The organism is Vibrio splendidus (assembly GCF_003345295.1).
Lineage (GTDB): Bacteria > Pseudomonadota > Gammaproteobacteria > Enterobacterales > Vibrionaceae > Vibrio > Vibrio splendidus_K.
On record NZ_CP031055.1, the window covers coordinates 1108350 to 1127926 of the forward strand.

Sequence of the window (19577 nt, forward strand, 5' to 3'; positions counted from 1 at the left end):
AAAAGCTCTCTGAATACTTATTAATCCCAAAAAATAACATTCTAAAAATGATCGTGTAACAATTTGTTAACGAGCTGTATTGTCTCAGTGTTCTTTGTCTTTGTTGCATATCGTTACCAAGCCCAGAACATTCCATTATTTTGAGGATCTGAATATGAACGGAAAACTAAGAACGGCTTTATCGTTAAAACTTAAGAAGCAAGATATCTCTAACCAACCTCCAAGACTGGTGCGATCAAATGCTGCCTTTGAACCGAATCCAGCCCCGTCAGAACACCACAAGAAAGAGTCTCGCTAACTAGCTTGCTCCCTCTCGATAAGGCACTCGAGAGAGTGCTTTATTGAAGACGTATGCTGAGGAAAGGAATGGTTTATGAATAATATACAAAACAGTCTCTATGGTTTATTCGATACTCAAGGTGTGAGTCTTTCAAAAGAGTACAAGGATTGCATCGAGAAATATTTAGTATCTGATTTGTCTTTCACTTCTGAGATGATGAATGGTTTGGCTCGAACTATTTTTCAAAATAAAAAGATGATGGCTTACTACCTTTTGCACAATGCAATCGATGAAGCTAAAGGTGCGGCAAGGTTACGAATGATCGCAGAGCGGTATGCAGATGATGAATTAAGGCCGCTTATGTTGCGTCACTATAACGATGAAATGAATCATTCTACGTTGTTTGCCAGCCTTATCCCTTTTACTGGGTACGAGACAGAAACGCATGAACATGAAGTTCAATATGAGTTAGATAAAGTCATGAACTTTGACGATGAGCTCAAGACATTCCTCTTTAGGGTTCATTCTATTGAAATACGTTCGTGGCGTTTACTGTTACTGCATTTGGCGATCATTGATGAGTCTGACGATGATTACATGAAACAAATGCGTCCAACGATTCAAAAAATCTTAGAAGATGAAATGCAGCACGTGTGTTACACCGGACAATATGTCAGTCGTTGGTTACATGCTGAACCACATTTAAGCAAAGTTTTTGTTGAGTGCATTACTCACACGAATAAAGAAACATGGGAAGACCTTTCTTCGATGGCTTTATTCATGCGCGATCATATTCAAGACTTTCTTTTAGAATCGGCGGCTTAAATGACTCTCTGGCTTAGGGTTTTAACATCGCGGAGCTCATTCGCGATGTTGGTTATCATCGCCATCGCGTCAGTGATAGCGAATACGGGGTGGCGAGTCGTGATGAATAACTTCGCTGTCGACACTGTTGGTATGACTGGGGCTGATGTGGGTGTATTGCAGAGTGTTAGGGAAATCCCAGGCTTGCTTTCATTTACTGTCTTGTTTCTGTTGTTCATCGCTTCAGAACAGAGAGTCGCGGTATTGTCGGTTGCAACATTAGGGCTAGGCGTTGCCATGACAGGGTATTTGCCTTCGATTTATGGCTTCTATTTCAGCACGACGATCATGTCTATTGGTTTCCATTATTTAGAAGCGGTGAACAAATCACTCTCAACACAGTTGTTAGCGACTGAGAACTTCAGTGAATCAATGGGGGAAATTCGGTCTGCTGCCTCTTTCTTCTCGATGGTGACTTTTCTATGCATTATGGTCGCGAGCTATCTTTTTGACGTTTCAGATAAGGCCATTTTCTTTGCTTGTGGAGCGATATGTTTCTGGTTAGCGGTTTACTTGGTCACGTTTAAAAATACTCATACAGAGGTTAAACAACACACTAAACTCATTGTCCGACGTGAATACACGACCTATTACATTCTTACCTTTTTGAGTGGAGCAAGAAGACAGATCTTTGTGGCATTTGCTGGCTTACTGATGGTGACTAAGTTTCATTATACGATTGCGATGATGGCCACTTTATTTATGGTATCCAGCTTAGCAGCGACTCTTGCTCTACCTTATGTTGGGAGATTTATCGATCGAGTAGGAGAGAGGCAAGCTTTGGTCATTGAGTATGCCGCGTTAGTGTTAGTGTTTTTATCTTACGCATTTGTGGATGATCATTATGCGGCTGCGGGGCTATATGTTATCGACAGTATCATTTTTAGTTTTGCGATAGCTTTGAACACCTACTTTAAAAAGACAATTAGGGAAGATGAAGTGGCTTCAACGGCGAGTTTGTCATTCACGATTAACCATATTGCAGCGGTATTCTTACCATTTTTGTTGGGAATCATCTGGATGTCTGGTTATCAATGGGTGTTTGTTACAGGATCAATAATTGCTTTGATTAGCTTGTTGGTATCATTGACTATGGGCACGCAGCTTCATCAGCGGATTAATGGATTCGATAAGCTACAGAAACAATAGCGACACTCATCGAAACTACAGTATTTACTACGTTGAAGACTCAGGTAACTTCCCAATGCTAGAGCAACCAGAACAGTTCAACACAACGTTGATGAAAGCGGTTAAGTCAGTGAAGTAGGGTGGTTGCACGTGAGAATAGGCTGATAATCCCCTCCTAAACTCCCCTTGATTGACATTAATGAGAAAGGGGAAGAATTGAACAAAGTGAGTTAGTTAGTCGTTGGCGCAATCTCTCTTGTTTCACCAATTTTCATTGTCCATAGATTTTTGTCAGAAAATCCACTATCTCTTCCCGCCCTCTTAAAACGTATCGGAGGTTCAAATGCTGGCTCATCCGATAAACCGCTAATGGTTCCCCAGTGAGAAGCAATCAATGTTTTTGCGCGAACATCTATGCCGATAGAAACAGCCTCTTCAGGTGTGGCATGCGACATCCACAATAATTCCCTAGGCTCATATGCTCCAATAGGCAAAATAGCAAAGTCAAAGGAGCCATATTTCTCACCGACATTATTGAATATTGTTTCTGAGTAACCTGTATCGCCAACAAAAAGGAGACGATTTTGCACACTTTCAATAACCCAAGAGGCCCATAGCGTTTCATTATGATCAGATGTACTTCTTGCTGAATCATGAACAGAAGGCTCCGCTGTTATCTCTATTCCTGAAACTGACACTGACTTTCCCCAATCTAACTCAGTAACCTTGTTATACCCTCGTTCGGTAAAAAAAGACTTAAGTCCTAAAGGAACAACGACATGAATATTGTTTTTGTTTTCTAACTTCCTAACTGTTTGATCATCCAAGTGGTCATAATGATTATGTGAAACAATCACTATATCTATAGGAGGCAATTTATTTATAGGTATGGGTAAATCAACAAACCTTTTTGGTCCGGCCCATGAGACGGGGCTGGCGAATTTTGACAAAAAAGGGTCAGTAAGGATCGTCACTCCAGAGGTCGTAATCAAAAAACTTGCATGCCCTAACCAAGTAACACTATCGCTTTCAATAGAGTTTAAAAGTTGAAGAGACTCCTTCTCTGTTAGCTGATGTCCATCGGGGATATCAGGGACAAACACCGAGTCCCATGCTCTTTGCATATAAAACAAGCCCCCTTTAGGTGCGGCAGTTTCTACAAATGGGTGGTTCTGATAACCGTTGCTTGTATGATGGTTTGGCTCATCCACCAATGAAGGTTTTTGGGGGGATTCAGGCGAGTGTGAAGAACATGCAGATAAAGTAACTAAGACTAAAATGGCACTAATGAAAATTTTCGTATCGTTCATCATTGACTCTCTAAAACTCTTTATATGGTGATTCGATAATGTGCCAGTTTAAAATAAACTTAGCTATAACCACACTAAGTTAACCAACTGTTTGTTAACAACGAGCGCATTGTTAACGGCGAGCGTACTGTTAACAGCGAGCGTATAGCTCAAAACCGATTCTATCAACTTCAAGCCCGCAAAAACCAAAAGTGAATGCCTTTACGTAAGGTCTCTACAGACTTTTATTAAGTATCAATATTTCAATGAATTACCATACCTCGATGGTTTTGCACGTTATCTCATTTGTCATAGCCAAGTTCATAGTGCTCGTGAGTGATCCGCACCAATAGTTTTGGCCATTGACTTAACGGAGTTGAGCTGGCCAGAATCCAGTCTGGCTGGAGAAAATGATATTAGAAAAGATTGGTTAATCTGAGTCGACGTGTTTATTGACAAGGCTAGCAATTAGACTACGCTTTAATAACTGATAGAACATCGTCAGTGGAAAACGAACAAGTTTCAACGTAAACCGTAACACTGTAAAAGAAAGAAAAGATATGTACATTGTAGAAAAATAGAAAAGCCACTTTTTACATTAAGTGGCTTTTTTTTTGTCAAAAAAGATTATCAACGATAGCTTCAATTTTTAATGCAGATAACGAATCCAGTTTGAAAGTTAACAACAGAAAGAAGCAACCACTCAATCATTCTAATCTAGAGCTTAACGAAAACTTGGGATAATCGCCGGTATGCCCGGTAGAAGACCAACCAACGCCATCACACCACTTAGCACAATGAACATAGTGCCAGGCAACACCCAACGGCTCATTTTACTCAGTTCACTGCTACGTTCTTTACAACCGACTAAGCCTAAGTTGTCTAACAGCATGGTGAGAGCCCAGCCAAATGCAGGGTTAACGAGCGCTGAAGAAAATACAACAATCGCTGCCGATTGGGTGGTTTTCCCTTCACGCGTCATTTCCATTCCAGCTTCTAACAATGGAACAAATACCCCAACAATTAGCGCAACACAAAGTACAGGCTGCCATATAGCTAAATCCATCGGGTAACCCCAAACTGCGGCGATGATACAGAACAGAGCTGTTAGCAAAGCGCCTGCAGGAATAGGGCGTTTAGCAATCGCCGCGGGTACGATATAAGTACCCCATGAAGACGTAAAGTTAGTACCGCCGAGCAGAGAACCGAACGTTTGACGAATTGATGCCGTGGTCATGGTGTCGTCAATGTTCATGTGTACTTTTTCGGTACGTTCTGGATAGCTGATCTTTTGAAATACTTGATGGCCTAAGAAATCTGGTGACCACATTGCCACGGCTAGAATCGCAAACGGTAATACCACCATGAAATGTTCAATTGTAGGTAGGCCTAGCATCCAGCCTGTATCTTCTCCCCACCAATACATAGGGTTCATGTTAGGCAAGCCTGGCTCCGTGTGGAAAGCAAATGGGGCACCCATGGCAAATGCAATCGTACCACCCAGTAAGCAACTAAGAGGCACAGCTAACCAACGTTTACGGAAGTGTTCCAATAACGCGTACAAAATAATGGTGCAAAAGATCACCACAAAAGCGATGTGGCTCATGCCGATTCCCTCAGCCCAAGCGAACAGCTTTTTCACTTGAGAGGCGGTTCCAACAAAGCCAAGGTAGAGCAATAAGCCGCCACACACGCCTTTACTGGTGAGGTTGGCCAACATACTGCCACCTTTACTGATGGCTAAGATGAGGCCAAAAGCGCCAATCAGCAACCCAAACGCCATAGGGTGTCCGCCAGCTGCAACCACAATCGGGATTAAAGGAATGAGTGGGCCGTGTGTACCTGCGAGGTTCGCGGTCGGCAATAAAAAGCCAGAGAAAAGAATGATGAAAACAGAGGCTATGAGTAGTTCATAACGAACGTTTTCTAGAATGAAGTCTTCATTTAATCCGAGAGCCCCGGCAAAGGTGGCTGCAATGGCGCCCACCATAACAATCTTACCAATGGTCGCCGCCATCGCTGGGATGGTATCTTCTATTTCGAATCGATAATCTTTAAACGGCAAATTGGGACGCCAGCGTTTAGGCGCCATGATTTGTAACTCATGCTCTAAATATTGTTCGCGGGAATCAAATTCCGATCTTGGTTTGTGTTGTTGTTCATAAGTGAGTTCATCCTCACTGGTTTGAGGTTTATCTGCTTGTATATGTACGGACTCTAAAGTGCTGCTCATTTTGATTCCTTTCGTTCACACTCTAAGGCGTGTTATTCCAACAAACGTTATTGACTCACGCAAAGTCGTAAACAATGTGTCAACTTATAATTAAAAATTCATTAACATTTAGTTGTTAGTACCTTATACCAAACCAAAAAAAACAAATAGTCTCAGGTAGTTAGACATTAGTCGTAGAGTTGGACGACTAGTATTAGACACTGTAGATAGTATGTGTCTGTTTATTTGTAGGCTCTTAATTTCAGGAATAACAAAGTCACTTTCAACAAGAAATGGTTCGACTCTAAAGACCTAGAAATAAGTCCAACGACTTACGTTTGGTTGCATGCTTGGCTGCATTCTTGGTGCGATTGGATGGTGAACATCTTTTCCAGTTTTATGCTGGATATATTGGGTAATAAGCAGGGTAGGGATTGCCTCTAGTAACTCAATTTCTACGACGTTCGCCCCTGATAGTGTTAGAATCTCCGCACCAGAACTATCGAGAAACTAGGTATTTATAAACAATGTTTATCCATCACGTAAACGGCATCGACTGGCTGGTGATTACAGCTTTTGAAGAACTGAAACCGATGTTTATCGAAGATGCTGGTCCAATCCCAGCTTACTTCTCTACCGCCAGTGAATTGAGCCTGATTGATCAAGCCAAGCGTAGCTATGGGTTTTTGCCTAAACTCCGCGGTGTGATCACCGATACCGGCACGTATCAAAGTGAAAATCTTGAAGAAGATTTGAACCCACAGCTTGCGTGTATAGTGGAAGGGCGTGGCCGGGTGTTTATCTATCACGGCGACTATGTGGCTTTTGTGGATGACGAGCAAACCTTCATTACCCGTATGAACTGAGAGTGATTCAGTGAGTTGAGATCTGCGAATTGGTAAATCGGCGAGTTAGCTCCCCTAGAATTAAAAACTAAAGGATTAATACGATGGCAAAAACGGTCTCATTGGTACTTGGCAGTGGTGGCGCAAGAGGCTTGGTTCACGTTGGAATCATCCGTTGGTTAATTGAGCATGGCTATCAGATAAAATCCATCTCTGGCTGTTCAATTGGCGCACTTATCGGTGGTGTCTATGCGGCGGGCAAGTTGGATGAATTTGAAGAGTGGGTCACCAGTATCGACCAATCGGATATGGCGATGATGTTGGACTTTTCATGGCAATCGAGCGGTATCTTCAAAGGGGACAAGATCATCGACACACTGCGTGGACTGATCGGCGAAATTTCAATTGAAGATCTGCCTATCCCTTATACCGCAGTTGCTGCTAACGTCGCCGATGAAAAAGAGGTTTGGCTGCAATCAGGTTCTCTGTTTGATGCCATTCGCGCCTCTATCTCTTTGCCACTGTTTTTCACACCTCATGTCATCAATGGTGAAGTGCTGATTGATGGAGGAGTGCTCAATCCCGTACCGATTGCGCCTACCTTTAGTGATAAGACAGACTTTACTCTGGCTGTGAACTTAGGTGGCGAACCTGAGATGCTTCAACAGGAAGTGATACCGGTTTCCCTACCTACAAAAGAGAGTAATCTGCATGAGAAGGTGGTTCACTTTATCGATAATCTCGGTAGCAGTGTAAAAAGTAAAATGAGCTTCAATTTTGCTGCTTACGACATTGCCAACCAAGCGTTTGACGCGATGCAATCGACCATTGCTCGCCAGAAGCTGGCCGCTTATCCCGCCGATATTACGCTTGAGATCCCACGTAATGCTTGTGGCACCTTAGAGTTTGATCGCTCACAAGAGATGATAGACAGAGGCTACCATTTGGCACAGGCTAAACTGGGTAACCGGCTTTAATGTATTTGCTGCTGAATGAGAGTATTTATGGAAACTGAACTAAAAGAGCTTGAACTCCACGAGCTTATGGCAACAAAAGATGTCATCGTACTCACCAGCATAGAAGTGTCAGCTGTATCTTGGCTGATAGATTGCTATCAAGAGAATACTGATATCCAGATTATCGAGAACGCGCGCCAATTAGATAGCGAAGCGGTTTTAGCGCAATGTCGAAACATCTTGAGTGAAAGTAAAAAGGTGATACTTACCGCGCAGTTTCGCAGCCAACTGCCTATCATCAATCTCGCTTCACTGTGTAATGAGAAGCGCAAATCGTTGATCAATATTGAGTTATCCGGCTGGGACGAAGAAAAATGCCTTCCTCACTCTTTTAGCAGTTTCTAGGTCATACTGGCTTCTGGCTTCTGGCTTCTGGCTTCTGGCTTCTGGCTTCTGGCTTCTATCTTCTATCTTCTAGTTTCTAGTTTCTAGCTTCTAGCTTCTAGCTTCTAACTTCTAGCGGTTTATTGGTAACAGCAGTCGCTAGTCTTTAGCGTTTCTATGTTGACGTAAGCCGACAATTCAAGAGCTTCACTTCAAATGCCTTCCGCCATCAAGGTGCAAGGTTCTTCCTGTCATGTAGTGACTGGCCAAAACATACTTGATGCCATCTATTATTTCCTCAAAGCCCGCTTCTGTAGGGATCAGAGCTTTCTGCAGCGCTTTGGTTTTGTATGCCTCATCGTCATGTTCATTGAACTTAATCATGGCTGGAGAGAGCGTATTTACTTTCACCTTGGGAGCTAGCATTGCTGAAAAAGACAATGTCAGGTTGTTGAGTGCAGCTTTACTGGCCGCGTAAGCGATGTGTTTTTTACTGCCTTTTTCAGCAACGTAATCACTGATGTGGATGATGTCTGACGTTTTATCGCCAGACATCAGTTGGTCTTTGAGTGTTAAATTGAACAAATAAGGCACGGTCGCGTGAATCGTCATCATCTGATGCATGATTTGTGATGCATTTTCACTGGGGTTTTTCTTGTTCTCCGGCTTCCAGTCGGAAGCGTTATGTATGATGGCTCGAAGTGTCTTATATTCTTGACCAACGTAATCAAGAAAGCCCTCTAAGCTGCTTTGTTGATAAAAGTCTACCTGCTGCAAGTCGCCTCCACTATCGCGCAAAAGTTGCAATTGAGGATAGTCGCTGCGATATGTGCCAACCACTTTGTACCCATCCGCTAAAAGTTGCTGTGCCAGTGCGAAGCCTAGACGTTTCCCCACGCCGGTTATTAGTATCGTTTCACTCATCGCAAAAACTCAGCTCTGGTTTGAGGGTTAGTTTTGAAAATACCACCGAGCGCGGTTGTTGAGGTTTCAGAGTTTGCATCCATGACGCCTCTTGATTTAACGCAATAGTGAGTGGCTTTAATTGTCACGGCCACATTTTCTGTTTCGACTAGAGTCTGTATCGCGACCAGGATTTGCTGTGTAAGGCGCTCTTGGACTTGAGGACGCTGAGCAAAGAATCGAACAATACGGTTGATTTTAGACAACCCAAGTATCTTGGTTTCAGGGATATAGGCCACTTCTGCTAAACCATCGATGGTAATGAAGTGATGTTCGCACGTCGACGTTAAATCTATGTTCGATACCTTCACCATTTCATCAACCGACATTTTGTTGTCTATCACACTGATTTTTGGAAAGTTGTTGTAATCAAGCCCTGAAAATATCTCATGGACGTACATCTTCGCAATGCGATGAGGGGTTTCAGCGAGGCTGTCGTCGGTTAAATCCAGTCCAAGCGTACTAACCACTTCCGTTAAAAGCCCTTTGATGCGGCTGTACTTCTGACTAGGGTTCATTTCGCTCGGAGTCATTGGGGTTTCAAGTCCTTTTGCGAGCAAAGCTTCTCTTACTTTTTCGGCTTCTGTATTCAGCATGACGCACTCCTTATGAATTATTGTCGTTGTCTGCTTCATAACTCAGGGTGAGCGAAACAGAGTCGGCAAAACGTAGCGCATGAGGCTTGTCGATTCTCACTTGAGCGTATTTCACCCATGGGTGATCGATACAAATGCCGAGTACGTCGCTCGTCAATTTTTCTAAAAGCAGAAACCTTCCGGATTCGACGTGTTGAATGACCTTCTTGCATATGTTTTTGTAGTTGAGCGCGTTCTCCACATCATCAGAGAGGCAAAGGTTATTGGCGGGGTAGTGGATTTCTGCATTGATAACGATGTCTTGCTGCTTAGACTTTTCTTCTTCGTTGAAGCCGATGAAGGTTCTTAGTCTGAGATTTGTAATGGTGATAATGGCGTTGTGATTCATAACAGTGTCCAATCCTTAGAAAGTGAAGTCAGTTACGTGCTTGTTTTAAGAAAAGATCAGTAAAGCTCACGCGATTAAGAATTCAGTTGTCCCTTTCGCAATTGTTCCTGTTGCAGCCGTTCTTTTTTCAGTCATGCAAACGCAAAGTGAAACCGAGCTCGAAAGGGATGGGTTCGGTTTTCTGGCTCAACTGATCGAATCTTTCCCAGAGCTGTTGATATGAGATGTCTAGAGTGGGGTGGCGTTCTTGCGCGGCAATATCGACTAATGGCCTGAGCACAAAAGCGTACTCGGTGATTTCGCCTCTAGGCAGCTCTACGCCATCAATAACGCCGACTTGATTACCATAAAGAAGGATGTCGATATCCATCGTGCGTGAAGCATAGGCTTTGGTCTGACGCTTGCGATCGTTCTCTAATTCGATTTGATGCAGAATCTTAACCAGCTCTGCGACAGGCAGGTTACATTTGAACCCAACGACGAGGTTGAGGAAGTTATCCCCTTTGAAACCGACAGGCTCGCAATCGTAGAATTTAGAAATGTGTAGGGGCGCAAAGCGATCATGCAATGCTTTGAGAGATTCTGTGACGTGATGTTCGCGGTTAATGTTGCTTCCGATGCTGACATAGACGGTGGCCATAGTTTTCCTTCCTTTTAATCAGCCTATACGTCCAACTCACGATCAAGATCAGCAATGCATCCTCTTAAAGGTAGGAAGACAAAAGAAAAATACTGTTCTGTTACAAGTTTTTCCCGTTTTGAGCCCGACAAAAGGGCACCTGTGAGCTAGAAAGTGCCACGAGTCAAAGCTCGGCCTATGAAGGTATTGGATAACTATTTTGTCAGTGGTTTTGCTAAGTTAATAGAATACGGATTAGTTATAGCATCGAAAACACCGCTTTACTGAAGTTGGCTCGCCTCAAATAGAGGTGTATCTGGCTTTTCATCGTTACCCATGTCAAAGCTCATGACAACAATTCTAATCAGGAGGTTAGATTAATCTGGCCACAACATACAGCCATCAATCGAACGGGCAAAGCGATGTGTCATTCCAAGGCGCAGAACTAGACCATATTCTATGGTGTCACATATTTTAACTGTATTCAGGCAAACTCCCTCTCTTCCATGCCGCGATAAAATCATCTTCTTTTAAAGGCTTAGATAGTAAGAACCCCTGTACTTCCTGGCATCCTTTGTTTCGAACGTAATCTAATTGACTCACTGTTTCTACGCCTTCTGCAATGATATTGAGATCATAAATTTTGGCCATTTCAATGATCACTTCAATAAGCTGTTTGTCTGTTGATTCAGAGTCAATTGCGTTGACAAACATACGGTCGATCTTAAGCGTATCGATAGGATAATTTATCAGTTGGCTAAAGGCTGTATAGCCGGTACCAAAATCGTCAAGAGAAACCTTCACTCCGAGTTGTTTCAACGCCTTAAGTCTCTCAATATTCTGTTCATCTCCGGGTATAAAGCAGGTTTCAGTGATTTCCATTTCAATCATGTGGGCTGGAATCTCATAGCGCGTCAGTAACCCAGAAAGTACATTGACAAAGTCGGAATTATGGAGCTGCCAAGATGAGAAGTTAATCGCTAATGTACCATCAAAATTCAGCTCTTCTATCCAGACGGACAGCGTTTGCAGAGCATTTTCAAAAACCCAATAATCAATATGTTTAATTAAGCCTGACGATTCTGCTACAGGTATAAAATCCGCTGGACCGTAGGAAAGAAGAGCCTCGTGGCTTGTACGGATTAGAACTTCTGCACCTTTTATCTGACCTTTTTCGATATCATAAACTGGCATATAGGTTAGATAGAACTCGTTAGATTTAATCGCATCTTTCAAGTCTTCATTAATTTGAGTATGACGCTTTATTTCTCCATCCATCTCTTTTGAGTAGAATTGATAATGGTTTCTTCCCGCGACATTTTTGCAGGCATACATCGCTGAATCAGCATTGTTAACCAGTTCGGTGACAGAGTTAGCATCATCAGGGTAAACGGAAATACCGACACTGACCCCAATATCAAATTGAGTACCATCCACCTCGAAGCCGTCCTCAAAGAGAGAGAGAATTCGATGGGCAAATTCGGTAAGTATATCTAAGTCGTCCAATCCACCAACTATGATGGCAAACTCATCCCCAGATAGCCTGGCGAACTCAAGCTCAGAGATAGTTAGATTTCCCCACTCAAAATCAACAAAGCTGTCGACAAGGCGTTCTGAAAACACTACGAATAAGTGGTCACCAACATGATGTCCGTACTTGTCATTTACGTGTTTAAAGTTATCAATATCAAAGTATATAACGGCGCACTTTGTATCTGTTTCGGTGCAGTTACTCATTATACGCGTGATATCTAGATTGAATTTTTTCCTATTTGGTAAGCCCGTCAGAGAGTCTCTTTTTGCCAGATCATCGAGATCAGTAATCAAATTAATGTACTTATTGGTAAGGATGGAGACTTCGTCGTTACTTTTGGAACGCTCTATGTAGACTAAGCCATCATGATTTACGGACTCCACTTTCTTAGTCAGTCTCTCCACTGGCTTAATGATTTGTTTTACGATAAGCCACTTTAGTAGTAAGAAAGTGACAGCCGTTACTAACAAAACAATAACAGCGTAAAGAAGTTGAAAAGGTTTATACAACTTATTGAGGTGTATTTGAGATAGGCAAATTTTGATAGACCATAAGTCATGTATTAACTGAAAACCTAATTCATAGTCTGGCAGGGTAATATCTTTTATCTGTTCTTCGTTACCCAGCGAATACGAGGTGGCATTAGGTCTAAGTATCAGTTGAGCGTCAGGACCGAGCCTACTTTTCACAGACGCTTGAAATTCATCGTAGTGCCTGATTTTTGAGCGAACCACTGCAGTAAGTAATGTCTGCCCATAAGAAAAGGTTGGGACAGTAAAACTCTGCTCAGGTGTAAATGTTTTTACAACTAAAAATTCAGGGCCTTCAACACCATTGTTCAGTTTGTAGGTAGAAGCGTTAACGTGAGCCACACCTTTCAAATCTAATGCTTGTTGAATCGTAGCAAGGTGATCCGTCACAACCGTATCAGCAGAGTATTTTGCAAATGGATCCGACGTATTAAAGTAGATAAGCTCTTTGCCATTAATATCCACTAGAGCAAAGCTCTCGATCGTACTGTGATTGAGCTTTAATTGATTGATATAAGCCGTTAGCTCTTTCTCCGTGTAATATTGAGCAGTGTCATCATATATTTCAATAAGATACTTTTGAATGTAGTAGTTCTCTAGACTCATTCTAATCGCAGAATCGAGCTCTCTAAGCGCTTCATTAAGCTCATGAGAGATATGAGTAAGTTCACTTTGTAATTGTTCCGATAGCGACGAGTTCAGTTGCATTTTTTGACTGGTATACGAAAACACTCCGGCGATGGAGAAAATTACCACCATAACAGGGAGCAGAATATAATTGATCTTTAGCGACAGTTTCATTTTTTTGTTTTATATCTTTGGTTATGAATAACAAAGAGTATTTGGCTTCTCAGGTCTGAAGCTTCTTTGCTTAGTGTCTTATAGGTAAACGATGAACCGCTGTCTAATCCCGTTGGGAACAACTCTTCATCTAACAGATAATCATCAGATGCTAAGCCCAAGACGTGTCTGTTCGAGCTTGCGAACCACATCTCTTCTGCATTTAATGCCGATCTTTCAGGTGTGTTAATAAAGTTAAGGAACTCTATCGACGCTTTGCTAATAGGCCTGTCTTTATGGACACTAAAGCATTCATGCCACATCAAAGTACCTTCTTGAGGAATGGTATAGATCCAATCATCTTGCTCTGTATACGACGCTATTTGTTCTTTTTCTCCTGAATAGATAACGGCAACTTCCATTTTAGAGCCAGATTTTTTATCTAGAGCGTAGCCAATAGCCGCTCTTATTACTAATAGCTGTTCACGGACCTTCATTAACAGTTTGTACGCTTGTGCCAATTCGACTTCATTTTCGGTCATAGGATCGAACCCTAACGCCAATAATGCGATTGCAATGGTATCTACATCGTCATCAGGAATCACAACAGTTTGAGGGTGCTCTAATGCGTAGTCGAAAACGTCCATCCAAGAGGTTATACCTTCGGTAGCTCTTGAAGACCGAAATGCGACCCCCATGGTACCATTAGCGTACGGAATGCCATGCACCCCGCAAGCTCTGCGAGACTCCTCTGTAAAGTTTGAATTACCTTCCTTCAAAGTATTAGACAAATCCCCTAAGGTGCCTGCTTTGCCCAGTTCGCCAATGGTTTGCCCATCAATGATAAACAAATCATAGGCTAGGGCTTTACCTGAATACACCACAGCATCACGCAACATTTCATTTTCAAAATAAACTTGAGAAACAGTATGACCGTACTGTTCTTCAAACTCTTCTATCAGAATGTCAGAGATATAGTCTTCCCAAGTAAAAATTTTTAGCTCTTCGGCAAAACACCTAGCGGATAAAAAAATAGTACACGTTAGAGTAAAACAAGTTAAAAAACGCATCAGATACCTATTACTAATTGTTTTCGATGGTGTTTAACCATGACGTTGGTTTTGGCCTTATTTATCAAACATAGGCGTAATTGTGCCTCATCATTCAATATATTAGTGAGATGTATATTAGATATCGTGCAAATAGTTGATTTGTGGAACTAGAGTAGACATAGAGAATTGAAAGTGTAAAACATCGTTAAACGTTATTTTTCATATTGGATCAAATCGGAGCATGTTCTTTACTACAAACTCAAACTCAAACATCACCAACTTGCAACTCCACGTCGACAGTTTGCTTTGAGAAAAAGTACTGAAATTCCAGTAGCTCGATCTTCCACGGAGTAATTACGTTAATGCGGAATGGGGCAAAACATTTGTTGGTGCAGTTCAGGAATTTTGAAGAGCAGCCTCTAGCGCCCCATAAACCCCGAGCAAAAGCGAACTTCATCTATCTCACTGGCAATTTGGTCTTTGTTTTTACCTGACCGAAGGCGAAGCTGGATTCGATAGAAGCTATATTGGGTAGGCGAGTTAATTGCTCTGTAGATAGAATTAAGGCCTCGCGTGTGCGAAGCCTTTTTGTTTGTATCGAGCGGGAGTAGCAAAAGCCTCTTGAGGTTTTACTTGTCTAAATTGTGCTTAATTATCTGCTCTACCACACCATCCATCGTCTTTGAGCTAATCTCCGGCTTCAAATACAAGGAATGATACTCAACTCCTGTTCGGTCTATATAGGCGGCTTGTAAGCCAGCAGATAACGCACCATGAGTGTCCCAATCGTGAGTAGCGACAAGACGAAGGTTATCGACAGGCTCTTGTAAAGTTTCTGCTGCAAATTTATACACGTCTGAATTTGGTTTGAAACTGCCTGTTTCTTCAACAGAAATGACGGTGTCGAAATAATCTTCTAAGCCCGAGTTCTTGATTTGAGAAGTGATAAGGTCGAGGGATGAGTTGGAAAAAGCGACTGTTTTAAAACCGTTGTTACGCAATTTATGTAAAGATGCTTTGATATCAGTGTGCGGTGGTAGATTGGCAAAGGAAGTTAATAAGGCACCTTTGCTTTCGGTCGTTAAATCACACTTGTACCGCTGTGCAATAGCGTCGAGCGTTGCATTCGCTAATTCAGAAAAAGTAGATTTTACGTTTGTTGCGATGCAAACCGTTGAGGAGTGTAAAAGCTTTGAAAACCAGAGCGATAGTGCATCCTCACTGCTAAACACCGCTTTAAATTTAGGCTGTAATGACTCCAAATTTAAAACCGTTTCGTTTATATCAAACAGTATCACTTCTTTTTTCATGCGAAGAACCCAGAATTAATTGAATTTCATACTTACATAATCCGCTCTCATCACACCGTTTTCAACCTTGCTTTAAGTAACTTAAGCTTTGCTTCTAATTTGAAAAGGGGCAGGAATGAGTCAGCGATGAACATGTCACTCAAATCTGGCGTTGCTTAACGAGTAACAGGCAACGCCAAATCTAAGGTGAACTCTTTTAGCTTAATTTGCGGCTTCTATGGTGCCTTTGAAAGTGCTGTCTAAAAAGTCATTGATCTCTTGAGAGTGGTAAATTGAGATGATCTTTTTATACGTTTCATTATTTTTGTCTTCTTCTCGCGCCGCCACCACCATCACGGCTAAAGGTGCGTCTTTTTGTTCTAAGTAAATGCCTTGTTTCTTAGGGTCGAGTCCAGCCGACATTACATAGTTCATGGTAATTACAGCAGCATCTACATCGTCAAGAGAGCGGGGGAGCTGAGCGGCATCCACTTCAACAAATCGAATGTTCTTCGGGTTGTTAACAATATCGTTTAAAGATGCGTTGAAACCAGCGTTGTCTTTTAAAGAAATCAGTCCAGCATCTTCAAGTAGTAATAGCCCACGCCCGCCATTCGTTGGGTCGTTTGGAATCGCGATTCGTGCGTTATCTGGGATAGAGTCAAGCGAAGTGTACTTGTTCGAGTAAACGCCCATACGCATCAAAATTGAACGTCCGATAGAAACTAACTTGCTATCGTGATTGTCGTTAAAGTTGTCGAGAAATGGCTGATGTTGGTAACTGTTCAGTTGGATACTTCCATCGTCCAGTGCTGCGTTAGGTGTGATGTAGTCTGAGAATTCGACGAGCTCAATATTGATCCCTTGCTTTGCTGCTTCTTTGGCAACGGCCTGTACAACTTGTGCATGTGGGCCAACTGTCGCCCCAATCTTGATGACAGCCTCGTCTTTTTTTCCACATCCTGTTACACCAAATACGAATGCTAATGCCAACAGGGATGCTGTGATTTTTTTGTAGCGGTTCATGATAACTCCATTTAATTAACCAAAAGACATGTAGGCGTCTAGATGTCTATATTATCTATTTATACGATCGGGTCAATAGGTTTGTTAGAAGCAAAGCTAGATTGATATTAAGAGGTTAGATTGATATTAAGCAGCTAGGTGTACTTAATACCAGAACGTCGACCCCCCAAACCTATCTGTAGGGCAAGCCCATATAGCGTTGAGAAAACAAAGGCCTCGCACGTATGAGGCCTTTTGGGTTTCGTTGAATAAGGTATAGGGCAGTAACTTGGAACTTAAAGAAAACGGGTTCGGTAAAGCTGCCTATTAAGAAAGCTTTTTACTAAAGAACTCAAGTGTACGCGCCCACGCTAACTCTGCTTCTTCTTCAGCATATCGACCTGTTGAATCGTTATGGAAGCCATGATTCACACCGTCATAGATGTAAGCGGTGTAGTCTGCCCTAATCTCTTTGAGTTCAGCTTCATACTCTGGCCAAGTTGCATTCACACGTTTATCGATTCCCGCAAATTGGATGAGCAATGGCCCTTTAACATTTTTTCTTAAATCGGGTGCGGCAGGAGTGCCATAAAATGGAACGCCCGCATCCAGTTGCTCTGGCATTACCGCCGCCAACATATTTACGATATAGCCACCGAAGCAAAATCCGACTGCGCCTAGCTTACCGTTACTTTTTTCATGAGATTTCAAAAAGTTTGCAGCGGCGATAAAGTCTTCTTCGATTTTCTCTCTGGATAATGATTTTTGCATTGCTCGACCTTCATCATCATTACCTGGATACCCACCAAGCGAATAGAGTGCATCGGGTGCAAACGCAATAAACCCCGCGGCCGCGAGTCGTCTTGCCACGTCCTTTATATATGGGTTTAAGCCTCTATTTTCATGAACAACTAAGACAACCGGCGCATTATCCGCTAACTCTTTTGGTACCACTAAATAACCACGGCCTTCTCCGTATCCTTTAGGTGAAGGAAATGTCTCGTAGGTTGCTGTGATGGAAGGGTCATTGAAAGAAACTTGCTCTGCGTTTGCATAATTAGGAATTAGTGCAGAAGTTAATGTTGTCATGGTTAAGCCAAGTACAGCCAACCCAGATAGACGAGCCATAAATTCTCTGCGATCAATCAGACCGTGCGCATATTCGTCGTACCAATCAAATGCTTCTTGAGGGATAGACCGAGTTGGGGTTGATTGAGATTCGGTATTTTGATTTATAACTTTTCCTTGTTGTGAGTTGTTTGACCAATCAACTATAGTGGAAATTTTAATATATCTGAACGATCGCTCAATAACTTTTGAGCTATTTGTTATATCAAAGTACAAAAATTAGATGACAGTCAGATAAACGATCACTTCGAATCGATTCCCATGTCTTAGGTTTGTTTGACGGAATCAATCTACACAAGGTTTAGGTATGCGATTAAGTCAGTGAAGTTGGGTGGTGATTATTATTTGTTTTTGGGGAGGGTCTAGTTCTAAATTGACCTTTAAGAGCTAGGCATATTTACGGTCAATAGGGCAGAATGTTTCAATACAAACCGCTTGATTTTACTCTGGTATAATCATTTCCGATAGGGATCGCCTTAGCGCTATCAGAACCTTCTTGATGAGAGATAAAAAATAGATGTTAAGACTTTTGCGTCAGATAGAAAAATGGAAACTTGCATCGTTTAGTTTACTCATGCTCATTGCCGCATTTTTTATCTACAACCAGATCGGTAATCGTATTTCCCGTGCCGATGAGGCAACATTTTTGATCGGGCAACTGAATACTGTCTTGGATGCAGCGGAGCAATATTCTCATGACAATGGCTCTTTACCTCCAATTACTTCCGATACCGACACGAACTTCGGCTACTTAAACATCAATCACTTAATTGAAAATCCGGGCTTATCAACATGGCAAGGGCCGTACCTACCTTATGGCGATACATGGATAGGTGGTGATCAGTACATCGATCACCCAGATTACATAGCAACGCAATTACTGCTTAAGGAAAAGGGCAGCCAATGGGCACGAGGAAGCTCCGAGACAGGTTGTGAATCGTCGTCAGCAACCTGTTCTCTTGCGGCTTGTATATGGTTGGTACCAACAAAAGTGGCACAAGAAATTAATCAGATTGTGGACGGCAATGCGAGTATAGAAAGTTCGAATACGACCGGAAAAGTACGTTACGACAAAGCTGTTGGGGGTGCACTTATCTGTATGATTGGAGATGACTATCCAATGCCTTCTGCACAGTCAAACTAAGTAGTTTCTAATTATCTCACTGGCAGTTTCGTTTTTGTTTTTACCTGACCGAAGGCGAAACTGGATTCGATAGAAGCTATATTGGGCAGGCGGGTTAGTTGCTTGCGGATGAACTGCTCATAGCTTTTGAGTGACTCACTCACCACATGCAATAAGTAGTCGTGATTGCCCGTCATCAGAAAGCACTCTAACACCTCGTCAATCACTTCGATGTGCTGTTCAAAGTCTCGCATATTCTCTTCAGTTGGCTTTTCAAGTTTCACCAACACAAACACATTCACAGGCAACCCGCACGCTTCTTGGTCAACACAGGCGTGATAGCCACGAATAATCCCTTGCTTCTCGAGTGCTCGAACTCGGCGTAAACAAGGAGATGGCGACAGCGCCACGCGATCGGCCAACTCTTGATTGGTGAGCCGAGCGTTGCTTTGCAGTTCAGCCAGTATCTTCTTGTCGATCTCGTCCATTGGCATATTCCATCAATATTGGGTTTAGTTTGGCAATATTATTGCTCAAAGTGTATGTCTTACTTTGCAAATAGCAATTTTTAACATCTGCCCAAAACTAAAATTAAAGGAGGAACAACAAGCA

The 19577-nt window shown here is 42.3% G+C and carries 19 protein-coding genes and 2 pseudogenes; 8 read left to right on the plus strand and 13 right to left on the minus strand.

Annotation, left to right across the window (positions count from 1 at the left end):
• Window positions 1-154 precede the first annotated feature (154 nt).
• The 4 genes and pseudogenes from DUN60_RS24420 to DUN60_RS24530 all read left to right on the plus strand — a co-directional run.
• Entirely contained in the window at window positions 155-298 is a 144-nt protein-coding gene (locus tag DUN60_RS24420; RefSeq protein WP_157938716.1) for a hypothetical protein, read from the plus strand.
• Window positions 299-373: 75 nt separating this feature from the next.
• A complete protein-coding gene (locus tag DUN60_RS04890) occupies window positions 374-1105 on the plus strand; it encodes a GTPase (RefSeq protein WP_102551805.1) in 732 nt (243 codons plus the stop codon).
• 45 nt (window positions 1106-1150) lie between these two features.
• On the plus strand, window positions 1151-2293 hold the full coding sequence (locus DUN60_RS04895; RefSeq protein ID WP_114634299.1) for an MFS transporter: 1143 nt from the start codon (window positions 1151-1153) through the stop codon (window positions 2291-2293).
• A gap of 10 nt (window positions 2294-2303) precedes the next feature.
• Window positions 2304-2411 (plus strand): annotated as a pseudogene (locus DUN60_RS24530) (alpha/beta fold hydrolase); the annotation flags it as partial.
• A 91-nt stretch (window positions 2412-2502) separates the two neighbouring features.
• Here the strand turns inward: DUN60_RS24530 and DUN60_RS04900 are convergent.
• Window positions 2503-3585 carry an MBL fold metallo-hydrolase gene (locus DUN60_RS04900; RefSeq protein WP_114633324.1) on the minus strand — a complete coding sequence of 361 codons (1083 nt, stop codon included), beginning with the start codon at window positions 3583-3585 and terminating at the stop codon, window positions 2503-2505.
• 700 nt (window positions 3586-4285) lie between these two features.
• Window positions 4286-5794, minus strand: a complete 1509-nt coding sequence (locus DUN60_RS04905; RefSeq protein ID WP_114633325.1) for a DUF3360 domain-containing protein — start codon at window positions 5792-5794, stop codon at window positions 4286-4288.
• A gap of 506 nt (window positions 5795-6300) precedes the next feature.
• Here DUN60_RS04905 and DUN60_RS04910 point away from each other — a divergent pair.
• The 3 genes from DUN60_RS04910 to DUN60_RS04920 all read left to right on the plus strand — a co-directional run bounded on the left by DUN60_RS04910 (window position 6301) and on the right by DUN60_RS04920 (window position 7979).
• Window positions 6301-6639 carry a cytosolic protein gene (locus DUN60_RS04910; protein ID WP_114633326.1) on the plus strand — a complete coding sequence of 113 codons (339 nt, stop codon included), beginning with the start codon at window positions 6301-6303 and terminating at the stop codon, window positions 6637-6639.
• Between the two features lie 83 nt (window positions 6640-6722).
• Window positions 6723-7595, plus strand: coding sequence for a patatin-like phospholipase family protein (locus DUN60_RS04915; RefSeq protein ID WP_017106187.1), 873 nt, complete (start codon window positions 6723-6725; stop codon window positions 7593-7595).
• Between the two features lie 15 nt (window positions 7596-7610).
• Complete coding sequence (locus DUN60_RS04920; protein WP_114633327.1) at window positions 7611-7979, plus strand: hypothetical protein; 369 nt, start codon at window positions 7611-7613, stop codon at window positions 7977-7979.
• 186 nt (window positions 7980-8165) lie between these two features.
• Here the strand turns inward: DUN60_RS04920 and folM are convergent, their stop codons facing one another.
• The 10 genes and pseudogenes from folM to DUN60_RS04975 all read right to left on the minus strand — a co-directional run bounded on the left by folM (window position 8166) and on the right by DUN60_RS04975 (window position 17950).
• The gene (gene folM / locus DUN60_RS04925; RefSeq protein ID WP_114633328.1) at window positions 8166-8882 is read right to left on the minus strand and encodes a dihydromonapterin reductase; all 717 of its coding nucleotides are present in this window, start codon (window positions 8880-8882) and stop codon (window positions 8166-8168) included.
• Complete coding sequence (folE, locus tag DUN60_RS04930) at window positions 8879-9517, minus strand: GTP cyclohydrolase I FolE (protein WP_114633329.1); 639 nt, start codon at window positions 9515-9517, stop codon at window positions 8879-8881. Before folE ends, folM begins: the two co-directional genes overlap by 4 nt.
• Window positions 9518-9527: 10 nt before the next feature.
• Window positions 9528-9905 carry a dihydroneopterin triphosphate 2'-epimerase gene (gene folX / locus DUN60_RS04935; RefSeq protein WP_054546529.1) on the minus strand — a complete coding sequence of 126 codons (378 nt, stop codon included), beginning with the start codon at window positions 9903-9905 and terminating at the stop codon, window positions 9528-9530.
• A 127-nt stretch (window positions 9906-10032) separates the two neighbouring features.
• Window positions 10033-10545 carry a 2-amino-4-hydroxy-6-hydroxymethyldihydropteridine diphosphokinase gene (gene folK / locus DUN60_RS04940; RefSeq protein ID WP_114633330.1) on the minus strand — a complete coding sequence of 171 codons (513 nt, stop codon included), beginning with the start codon at window positions 10543-10545 and terminating at the stop codon, window positions 10033-10035.
• Between the two features lie 453 nt (window positions 10546-10998).
• Window positions 10999-13389 (minus strand): putative bifunctional diguanylate cyclase/phosphodiesterase, encoded by a 2391-nt coding sequence (locus tag DUN60_RS04945; RefSeq protein ID WP_114633331.1) that lies wholly within the window; start codon window positions 13387-13389, stop codon window positions 10999-11001.
• Window positions 13386-14438, minus strand: a complete 1053-nt coding sequence (locus tag DUN60_RS04950) for a polyamine ABC transporter substrate-binding protein (RefSeq protein WP_114633332.1) — start codon at window positions 14436-14438, stop codon at window positions 13386-13388. The genes DUN60_RS04945 and DUN60_RS04950 overlap by 4 nt, the downstream gene beginning before the upstream one ends.
• A gap of 439 nt (window positions 14439-14877) precedes the next feature.
• Window positions 14878-14973: pseudogene (locus DUN60_RS04960) on the minus strand (Lrp/AsnC family transcriptional regulator); the annotation flags it as partial.
• Between the two features lie 76 nt (window positions 14974-15049).
• Window positions 15050-15730: a haloacid dehalogenase type II gene (locus DUN60_RS04965; RefSeq protein ID WP_114633334.1), complete on the minus strand. Its 681-nt coding sequence runs from the start codon at window positions 15728-15730 to the stop codon at window positions 15050-15052.
• A 201-nt stretch (window positions 15731-15931) separates the two neighbouring features.
• Complete coding sequence (locus tag DUN60_RS04970; protein ID WP_114633335.1) at window positions 15932-16735, minus strand: MetQ/NlpA family ABC transporter substrate-binding protein; 804 nt, start codon at window positions 16733-16735, stop codon at window positions 15932-15934.
• 306 nt (window positions 16736-17041) lie between these two features.
• Window positions 17042-17950 (minus strand): dienelactone hydrolase family protein, encoded by a 909-nt coding sequence (locus DUN60_RS04975; RefSeq protein ID WP_114634300.1) that lies wholly within the window; start codon window positions 17948-17950, stop codon window positions 17042-17044.
• A 409-nt stretch (window positions 17951-18359) separates the two neighbouring features.
• Between DUN60_RS04975 and DUN60_RS04980 the strand changes: the two genes are divergently transcribed.
• Window positions 18360-18986, plus strand: coding sequence for a type II secretion system protein (locus DUN60_RS04980; RefSeq protein ID WP_114633336.1), 627 nt, complete (start codon window positions 18360-18362; stop codon window positions 18984-18986).
• An 11-nt stretch (window positions 18987-18997) separates the two neighbouring features.
• On the opposite strand, the gene DUN60_RS04985 is transcribed toward DUN60_RS04980, so the two are convergent.
• Window positions 18998-19453 (minus strand): Lrp/AsnC family transcriptional regulator, encoded by a 456-nt coding sequence (locus tag DUN60_RS04985; protein WP_065205430.1) that lies wholly within the window; start codon window positions 19451-19453, stop codon window positions 18998-19000.
• Window positions 19454-19577: the final 124 nt, after the last annotated feature.

Coding starts and splice junctions, on each gene's coding strand:
- DUN60_RS24420 (WP_157938716.1), top strand. CDS start 155: ATGAACGGAAAACTAAGAACGGCTTTATCGTTAAAACTTAAGAAGCAA.
- DUN60_RS04890 (WP_102551805.1), top strand. CDS start 374: ATGAATAATATACAAAACAGTCTCTATGGTTTATTCGATACTCAAGGT.
- DUN60_RS04895 (WP_114634299.1), top strand. CDS start 1,151: ATGTTGGTTATCATCGCCATCGCGTCAGTGATAGCGAATACGGGGTGG.
- DUN60_RS04900 (WP_114633324.1), bottom strand. CDS start 3,585: ATGATGAACGATACGAAAATTTTCATTAGTGCCATTTTAGTCTTAGTT.
- DUN60_RS04905 (WP_114633325.1), bottom strand. CDS start 5,794: ATGAGCAGCACTTTAGAGTCCGTACATATACAAGCAGATAAACCTCAA.
- DUN60_RS04910 (WP_114633326.1), top strand. CDS start 6,301: ATGTTTATCCATCACGTAAACGGCATCGACTGGCTGGTGATTACAGCT.
- DUN60_RS04915 (WP_017106187.1), top strand. CDS start 6,723: ATGGCAAAAACGGTCTCATTGGTACTTGGCAGTGGTGGCGCAAGAGGC.
- DUN60_RS04920 (WP_114633327.1), top strand. CDS start 7,611: ATGAGAGTATTTATGGAAACTGAACTAAAAGAGCTTGAACTCCACGAG.
- folM (WP_114633328.1), bottom strand. CDS start 8,882: ATGAGTGAAACGATACTAATAACCGGCGTGGGGAAACGTCTAGGCTTC.
- folE (WP_114633329.1), bottom strand. CDS start 9,517: ATGCTGAATACAGAAGCCGAAAAAGTAAGAGAAGCTTTGCTCGCAAAA.
- folX (WP_054546529.1), bottom strand. CDS start 9,905: ATGAATCACAACGCCATTATCACCATTACAAATCTCAGACTAAGAACC.
- folK (WP_114633330.1), bottom strand. CDS start 10,545: ATGGCCACCGTCTATGTCAGCATCGGAAGCAACATTAACCGCGAACAT.
- DUN60_RS04945 (WP_114633331.1), bottom strand. CDS start 13,389: ATGAAACTGTCGCTAAAGATCAATTATATTCTGCTCCCTGTTATGGTG.
- DUN60_RS04950 (WP_114633332.1), bottom strand. CDS start 14,438: ATGCGTTTTTTAACTTGTTTTACTCTAACGTGTACTATTTTTTTATCC.
- DUN60_RS04965 (WP_114633334.1), bottom strand. CDS start 15,730: ATGAAAAAAGAAGTGATACTGTTTGATATAAACGAAACGGTTTTAAAT.
- DUN60_RS04970 (WP_114633335.1), bottom strand. CDS start 16,735: ATGAACCGCTACAAAAAAATCACAGCATCCCTGTTGGCATTAGCATTC.
- DUN60_RS04980 (WP_114633336.1), top strand. CDS start 18,360: ATGTTAAGACTTTTGCGTCAGATAGAAAAATGGAAACTTGCATCGTTT.
- DUN60_RS04985 (WP_065205430.1), bottom strand. CDS start 19,453: ATGGACGAGATCGACAAGAAGATACTGGCTGAACTGCAAAGCAACGCT.